Raw genomic sequence first — 7,942 nt, 5'->3', positions numbered from 1 at the left:
CTCATTAAAATAGGCTGTTGACTCATGCAGTTTCTGCATTTGTCAACAGCCTGAATACTCCAAGAGAAATTCTCTTGGAGTATTGTTTTATAATATTAATCTAAGTATCCTAATTTTTTAATTAGTTCTGCAGTTAATACAGCTCCACCAGCGGCACCACGTAATGTGTTGTGAGAAAGTCCTACGAATTTGTAGTCAAATAGGTTATCTTCACGAAGACGACCTACAGTTATTTGCATACCTTTTTCGTTATCACGATCTAGTACAGGTTGTGGACGATCGTTTTCTTCATAATATTTAATGAACGGAGTTGGTGCTAGTGGTAAGTCATGTTTAGCAATTTCAGGAACATGATTTTTAATTTTTTCAACTAAAGTTTCTAGTCCAGGGTTATTTTCTAAGTTGAATGATACACAAGCAAGGTGTCCATCAAGAACTGGAACACGAATACATTGTGCTGATAGTTTCATTGAGTTATCTGGAACGATTTTTCCATCAACTACTTTACCAAAGATTTTAAGTGGTTCTTTTTCACTTTTCTCTTCTTCTCCTCCAATGTAAGGAATGATGTTTTCAATCATTTCAGGCCACTCATTGAAAGTTTTCCCGCTTCCAGAGATAGCTTGATAAGTACAGATAGATGCTTCTTTAACACCGTACTCTTTAATAGCTTCAAAGATAGGTACATAGCTTTGAATTGAACAGTTAGGTTTTGTAACGATAAATCCTTTTTTAGTTCCAAGGCGTTCTCTTTGTGCTGGAAGAACATCTAGGTGAGCAGAGTTAATCTCTGGAATAATCATTGGTACATCATCTTTGTTACGGTTAGCTGAGTTGTTAGATACAACAACAACTTCACGTTTAGCATAGTCTTCTTCAAGTTTGATTAATGCTTCTTTATCAAGGTTGATTGCACAAAATACCATATCAATTCCCTCAGAAACTTCATCAATTTTATATAAGTCTTCAACAACTAACTCTTTAGTATATTCAGGAAGTGCTTGGTCTAGTTTCCAACGGCTTTCCATAAGTTCTCCATATTTTTTACCAGCAGAACGAGGTGATGCTGCTAATTTAACTACGTCAAAGTATGGGTGATTTTCTAATAATACTAATAGGCGTTGACCTACCATTCCTGTTGCCCCAAGTACGGCTACTCTTGATTTTTGCATAATAAATTTCTCCTTTATTTATATAAAAATTATTTCAAAATGAACTTCCTCTCTGCAATAAAAGAAGAAGTTCGAAAATTGTTAACATATTAATTTAGAACTACTGTTCCTTCTTTATCAACTTTTAGTAAGATTGCTTGCCAATTGTATTTTAATTTAGCAAGTTCAGTTTTTATTTTTTCTATATTGTTAGTATCGCTAACTATATTCATAAGTGTAGAACCGCTTCCAGAAATGAAAAATGCAGAACTATCAATCTTCTCGCAGATTTCTCTTACTTCATGATATTCATGTATTATTTTTTTTCTATATGGTTCGTGGATTTTGTCTCCCATAACCTTATTAAGAAGTTCTAAGTCATAAGTTTCAAATGCTTTAATAACTGATCCAATACGCGACATTGAATAGATTGCATCTTGTAGGTTAATTTCTTTTGGCATTACCTTTCTAGCTTCTTCAGTAGAAGTTTCGAAGTTTGGAATTAAAGCCAAGAAGTTAAATCTTTCATCAACCTCATATCTCACAGTTACCGCTTCTTTACTGTCGGTAGTACAAGATGAGCTTAGACTGCCGAAAATAGCAGGTGAAACATTGTCAGGATGTCCTTCGATTTCGTTAGCTAGTGTAAAGATTTCTGGTTTATCAATAGGTGTATCAGTTAATAAGTATGCACCATAAATTCCAGCAACTACACATGTAGAGCTACTACCTAAACCACGGCTAATTGGTACATCATTTTCGATAGATATTCTAACACCAGAAATTTTCTTGTTTAATTTTTTTAGTGTAGTCAGTAATGTTTGATAAACTAGATTGTTTTCATTTGAGAAACGTTCTTCAAATCCGACGAATTCAAGCCCGCTGTCTAACTTCTCGAATTTGAATGTAGTGTAGAGTGTTAATGCAACACCAAGGCTGTCAAATCCACATCCAACATTAGCAGAAGTTGCAGGTACACGAACACTCACCATTATAAATCACCTAGTTTCTCTAAGATGTATTTTTTCATGTCTTCTTTATTAATTACATCTTTATGTCTAATTTCTTTTTTATCAAGATCTCTTAAATTTTCAGGAATAACTACCTTAGTTTGCTCGTAAAGTTTATTCATAAGAGTAAATTCGTCTTCACCTTGTGTTTTGAATAGAGAAGAGTAGACACTTTCTGTGAATTTATAAGGGGATGCTGTTGATAATACGATACTAGTATGCTCACTATCTAAATTATCCAGAAGAACTTTATAAGCTACTGCAGTGTGTGTATCTAATAGGTAGTTATCTTTTTCGTAGATAGATTTAATAGTTTCTTTAGTTTGTTCATCATCAGCAAATCCAGCTAGGAACTTATCTTTAATCTTAGCAAGTACTTCACCTGTAACTTCGAAGCGACCAGTTTCTTTTAAGTCTTTCATAAGCTTAGCGATATATGCATTGTCACAATCACTAATGTAGTAAAGTAGACGCTCTAAATTACTAGAAATTAGAATATCCATACTTGGTGATACTGTTTTTAAGAAGTCTCTATTTTTATCATACACACCAGTTGTTAAGAAATCATAAAGTACATTATTGTTATTGCTTGCACAGATTAGTTTGTTTACTGGTAATCCAATTTGCTCAGCGTAGTAACCAGCAAGAATATTACCAAAATTACCTGTAGGTACAACAAAGTTAACTTTATCATTTAATTTAATTTTGTTTGCATTTACTAAGTCTAGGTATGAAACAACGTAGTAAACTACTTGTGGGATAAGACGTCCGATATTTATTGAGTTTGCACTTGATAACTTAATATTTTTAGAAAGTAATTCTTTTTTGAATTTTTCATCAACAAATAGTTCTTTAATTCCACTTTGAGCATCATCAAAGTTTCCGTGAATTGCACAAACTTTTGTATTCTTACCTTCTTGAGTTTGCATTTGTGTTTTTTGTACTGTACTCACACCATCATTTGGATAAAATACCATTATCTTAGTTCTATCCACATCTTTAAAACCTTCTAAGGCGGCTTTACCAGTATCCCCACTGGTTGCAGTTAAAATAAGAATATCATTTTTATCTTCTACTTTAGTAAGTGCAGTTTTTGTAAGTTGTGGAAGAAGTGATAGCCCCACATCTTTAAATGCACTAGTAGGTCCGTTAAACAGTTCAAGGACATGACTATCCTTTAATTCTACAAGAGGAGTAATATTTTCATGAGAGAATTTACCTCTGTATGCTTCTTCAACACATTTTTTAATTTCTTCATTACTAAAATCAACAAAAAGTCGTAGCACTGTTTCAGCTACTTCATAATAATTTTTTCCTTTTAAATTTTCTAAATCTAATTTATTTTTTCCTAAATCTCTTAAAACGAAAAGTCCACCTTCTTCACTTAAACCTTGAAGAATAGCTTCACTAGGATTTAATTTTCTATTAATATCTCTTGTACTTTCGTAAATCATTCAAAATCTCCTTGCTTTATCGTTGTATATATGATACAATGTTCTCTATAAAAATACAAGTGTTTTTTCAAAAAGAACTAGATTGATTTATATAATATTAATTTTACACCAAAAATGATTATAAAAACAGTCAAAAATACAAAAAAGTTGAAATTTTTTGAAAATTATCAATATCAATTAATTGACATAGGAGAAATACTTGTTAAACTTTTAATTAGAAAATAAAATGATTTAAGGAGACAATTAATATTATGAAGATTGCTATTTTGGGATATGGGACTGTAGGAAGCGGCGTATATGATATTATAACAAATGGTAAGCCGCAAGAACTAAAGAAAATAGAAGTAAAACGTGTTTTTGCGAGAAGTCGTGACAAAATGCCTTTAGCTACAGATGATATTAATGAAATCATTAATGACGGAGAAATCTTAGTAGTTGTTGAATGTCTTGGAGGAATAAATCCTGCTTATGAATTTATTAAAAAATCCCTAGAAAATAAAAAACATGTTGTTACAGCGAATAAAGCTGTGGCAGCTAAATATTTAGATGAGTTTGTTGAATTAGCTGAAAAAAATGGAGTTAAGTTTATTTTTGAAGCTAGTGTGGGTGGTGGAATCCCTTGGCTTGTAAACTTAGAAAGAACTAGACGTGTTGATGAAGTAAAACGCGTTTATGGTATATTTAATGGAACGAGTAATTTTATTCTTGATAATATGTATAGAAATAATGAAGAATTTGAATCTACATTAAAAACTGCACAAGATCTAGGTTATGCTGAAGCAGACCCTAGTGCTGATGTTGATGGTGGGGATGTAGTTAATAAAATTATTTTAAGTAATGCACTTGCATTTGATATTCATGTTGATCCAGACTTCCCTACATACTCTATGAGAAACATTACAAAAAATGATATTGACTATTTAAAACAATATGATTTAGCTGTTAAGTATATAGGAGAGACTAATGTAGTAGATGGAAAATATGAGACTTCAGTAATGCTTTCTATTTTTGGAAAAGAATCTCAAGAAGCGGCAGTCCCTTTAAATAATAACATCATTACCTTAGATGGATCATTTATTGGTGAACTTAAATTTTATGGTCAAGGAGCTGGGAAACTACCTACAGGAAATGCTATTGTTCAAGATATTGTAGATATTAGCGAAGGCGCTTCTCGAGTTGATGTAGTAATAAATAATAACTTAACATATACTGAAGAATTAACTAGAAGAAACTATTTAGTAAGATCATCGGTTAAGTTAACTGGAAATTTAATAGAAAGTATAGAAGAATATAAAGGGAATTTCTATATTAAAACAAAAGAAATTTCATTAAAACAATTGTCGAGATTAGTAAATGATGTAAAAGAACAAGATAGTAAGTACGTTGTAGCTAAATTTCATAAATAGAATCGATAAAATTAATTATTAAAAATAAATTTTAGATTTTTCAGAAAATTTATTGATTTTTTTGTGGATAGTTATATAATATATATAGATAGAAAATACAAAAAATGATTAGAAAAAGGAGTTAAGATGGTTAGAGTAGCAAAATTTGGAGGAAGCTCGGTAGCGAGTGCAGAACAATTTAAAAAAGTTAAAAATATTGTAGAGCTTGACGATGCACGTCGTTTTGTTGTAGTTAGTGCTGTAGGGAAAGCGAATAAAGAAGATAATAAGGTAACAGATTTACTTTATTTATGCTATGCGCACACTAAATACAATATTAACTTTGACAATATCTTTAAAATGATTGAAGATAAATTTGTTGCTATAAAAAATGAGTTAAACTTAAAATTTGATATCGAAGGAGAACTTGCTAAATTAAAAGCAGAGATTAGTAAAGGAATAGATGAGGAATATTTAGTAAGCCGTGGAGAATATTTAACAGCTTTATTAATGGCTGAGTATTTAGGATATCATTTTGTAGATGCTAAAGATTTAATTTTCTACAATTATCAAGGTGAAATTGATTTTGAAAGAACTCAAGCTACTTTTGATGAGGTAGTAAAAGAATATGATCGCCTTCTTATTCCAGGATTTTACGGAAGTCGTCCAAATGGTGAGATAAAAATTATGACGCGTGGAGGGGGAGATGTTAGTGGAGCGATAGTTGCAAACATTGCTAATGCTAGTGTTTATGAAAACTGGACAGACGTTTCAGGTATCTTAATGGCAGATCCTCGTATTATTGAAAATCCACATGAAATTAAAGTAATTAGTTATACAGAACTTCGTGAACTTTCATATATGGGAGCTAGTGTTCTGCATGAAGAGGCAATTTTCCCAGTTCGTGATAAAGATATTCCAATTCAAATTCGTAATACAAATGATCCAACAGCAGAAGGAACTATTATCTCAGATAATAAACATCTTGATGAAAAACAAATGGTTACAGGTATTGCAGGGAAAAAAGATTTCTCAATTATTACGATTAAGAAACGTCATATGGCTAATGAGGTTGGTTTAATAGGTAAGGCACTGAAAATTTTTGAAGACTTTAATGTTAGTATTGAACATATTCCAAGTGGAATTGATTCGTTCTCTGTAGTTGTTGAAACAATGAACGTGAGACCATTTATTCACGAATTAGTAGCAAAAGTAAAAACAGTTCTTGGAGCTGATGAAGTGAATGTAACTCATGAGGTTGCTCTTATTGCAACAGTTGGAGAAAAAATGAAGAATACGAAAGGTTTATCAGGAAGATTATTCAAAGCTTTAGGGGAAGCTGGAGTAAATATTGCATTAATTTCACAAACAAATGATGAAATTAATATAATTGTAGGTGTTCATAATAATGATTATGAAAAAACTATAAACACAATTTACAACGAGTTCAAATAAAGTCAAAACTTCCCGACTGTTTAGGTTGGGAAGTTGTTTCTATAATTGGTAATTACTATTTAGAGGTGAGTTATGAAAATTTTACAGATTATGTGTCATCCAGACTATGATGGAAAACAACGTATTTCTAATATCTTAGCTAAAGTTGGTGAAGATAAATTAAGAGAAGAAGGTTACAAAAACATAGAAGAGCTTAATTTATATGACCCAAGTTTACATATTCCAGTAATGGACAAGTTTATGTTTAATTACGAAGGAGTTCAATTAACTGATAAAGAGAAAACAGATAAAAAAAGACAAAAAGAGCTTTTGATTCAATGGAAAAACTCGGAAGCAGTGTTTATTTACATGCCACTTCATAATTTTAATGTAGTGTCAAAATTTAAAGATTACATAGATAATATTGTAATTGTAAATGAGACATTTAAATGTGAAGAAGAATCGTTAGTAGGTTTAGATAAATCTAATAAGCAGATAACGTTTGTTATAACTAGTGGGGGAGAATTTGATAAGCATATCCAATATGTTAATCTAGATTTTGCAGTTCAATATGTTAGGGGAATATTTAGTGTATTAGGAATAGATAAAATTAAAGTTTTACGAGTAGAAGGTTTAGATCTTGTTTTTAATAATAAAGAGAAAATAGTAGAAAAAGCAATAGAAGATTTAAAAGAGTGGATAGAAGAATTTTCTAAAAGAAATAAAGTGTAAAATTAAGAAGGAAATTGGACGCTATTAATTTAGTGTGCTAGTTTCCTTCTTATCATTATTTAATATCAAATTCAAGTTGTTTTTCTTTAGAGCGAAGAATTTTAAATTGTCCGTTAGTAAGATTTGCTATCCAACTTTCAAAGTTTTCGAAGTCTTCTTGCATAACATAAATTGTATAAACGATCTTATCGGTATACTCTAGATTATTCACGATAAAATTAGTTTTTCCGATTTCATATTCTATTTTTCCATTTAGACTATAATCAAGTTCTAATCTAACTTCAAAAGCATCTTTTCTTTCTACTAATGTTGCATTTTTTAACGCATTAATAACTCCACCACCGTATGCACGAACTAAACCACCAGTTCCTAGCTTAGTCCCACCGAAATAACGTATTACGGTAGCACAGACATTTTTTATTTCGTTTTTTACTAGTACGTCTAACATCGGAGCACCAGCAGTTCCACTAGGTTCACCATCATCGTTAGCACGAGTTATTTCGTTGTTATCTCCAACAACATAACATGAGCAAACATGTGTAGCATCGTAGTGTTTCTTTTTCATTTTTTGAATAAAATCACGAGCTTCGTCTTCACTACTTACCCTAATTAAATGGGTGATAAATGTAGATTTTTTCTCTACAAATTCATCGTATGAATCTTCTTTGATTGTAATAAATTTTTTCGCCATAGTACCTCCTTTGTAATTTATAATTTGCTGAATTTACTATATTAATTATGATGTATTATAAATAAAATGTCAATAATTAGAATGT

General features: G+C 30.9%; 7 protein-coding genes. 3 read left to right on the top strand and 4 right to left on the bottom strand.

All coding sequences use genetic code 11. From position 1 onward, the window contains the following. Positions 1-95: 95 nt before the first annotated feature. The 3 genes from asd to thrC all read right to left on the bottom strand — a co-directional run bounded on the left by asd (position 96) and on the right by thrC (position 3,615). Entirely contained in the window at positions 96-1,172 is a 1,077-nt protein-coding gene (asd, locus tag RWS90_RS07365) for an aspartate-semialdehyde dehydrogenase (protein WP_314550086.1), read from the bottom strand. Between the two features lie 89 nt (positions 1,173-1,261). Then, positions 1,262-2,143: a homoserine kinase gene (thrB, locus tag RWS90_RS07360; RefSeq protein ID WP_314550084.1), complete on the bottom strand. Its 882-nt coding sequence runs from the start codon at positions 2,141-2,143 to the stop codon at positions 1,262-1,264. Further along, entirely contained in the window at positions 2,143-3,615 is a 1,473-nt protein-coding gene (gene thrC, locus RWS90_RS07355) for a threonine synthase (protein WP_314550082.1), read from the bottom strand. Before thrC ends, thrB begins: the two co-directional genes overlap by 1 nt. Before the next feature lie 251 nt (positions 3,616-3,866). Here thrC and RWS90_RS07350 point away from each other — a divergent pair, with 251 nt between their 5' ends. The 3 genes from RWS90_RS07350 (at position 3,867) to RWS90_RS07340 (ending at position 7,166) form a co-directional block, all read left to right on the top strand. After that, positions 3,867-5,021 (top strand): homoserine dehydrogenase, encoded by a 1,155-nt coding sequence (locus RWS90_RS07350; RefSeq protein WP_314550080.1) that lies wholly within the window; start codon positions 3,867-3,869, stop codon positions 5,019-5,021. A 126-nt stretch (positions 5,022-5,147) separates the two neighbouring features. Next, positions 5,148-6,455 carry an aspartate kinase gene (locus RWS90_RS07345; RefSeq protein ID WP_314550078.1) on the top strand — a complete coding sequence of 436 codons (1,308 nt, stop codon included), beginning with the start codon at positions 5,148-5,150 and terminating at the stop codon, positions 6,453-6,455. Between the two features lie 72 nt (positions 6,456-6,527). Beyond that, entirely contained in the window at positions 6,528-7,166 is a 639-nt protein-coding gene (locus RWS90_RS07340) for an NAD(P)H-dependent oxidoreductase (protein WP_314550076.1), read from the top strand. A 55-nt stretch (positions 7,167-7,221) separates the two neighbouring features. Here RWS90_RS07340 and RWS90_RS07335 read toward each other — a convergent pair whose 3' ends face one another. Further along, positions 7,222-7,857 (bottom strand): YigZ family protein, encoded by a 636-nt coding sequence (locus tag RWS90_RS07335; protein ID WP_314550075.1) that lies wholly within the window; start codon positions 7,855-7,857, stop codon positions 7,222-7,224. Positions 7,858-7,942 lie beyond the last annotated feature (85 nt).

The organism is uncultured Gemella sp., from assembly GCF_963529685.1.
Classification (GTDB): domain Bacteria; phylum Bacillota; class Bacilli; order Staphylococcales; family Gemellaceae; genus Gemella.
Note: the sequence above shows the minus strand (reverse complement) of the source record. Positions and strands in the feature narration are given on the sequence as shown.

Bases quoted from the DNA above. Each gene is read 5' to 3' on its own strand.
- asd (WP_314550086.1), bottom strand. From the start codon at position 1,172: ATGCAAAAATCAAGAGTAGCCGTACTTGGGGCAACAGGAATGGTAGGT.
- thrB (WP_314550084.1), bottom strand. From the start codon at position 2,143: ATGGTGAGTGTTCGTGTACCTGCAACTTCTGCTAATGTTGGATGTGGA.
- thrC (WP_314550082.1), bottom strand. From the start codon at position 3,615: ATGATTTACGAAAGTACAAGAGATATTAATAGAAAATTAAATCCTAGT.
- RWS90_RS07350 (WP_314550080.1), top strand. From the start codon at position 3,867: ATGAAGATTGCTATTTTGGGATATGGGACTGTAGGAAGCGGCGTATAT.
- RWS90_RS07345 (WP_314550078.1), top strand. From the start codon at position 5,148: ATGGTTAGAGTAGCAAAATTTGGAGGAAGCTCGGTAGCGAGTGCAGAA.
- RWS90_RS07340 (WP_314550076.1), top strand. From the start codon at position 6,528: ATGAAAATTTTACAGATTATGTGTCATCCAGACTATGATGGAAAACAA.
- RWS90_RS07335 (WP_314550075.1), bottom strand. From the start codon at position 7,857: ATGGCGAAAAAATTTATTACAATCAAAGAAGATTCATACGATGAATTT.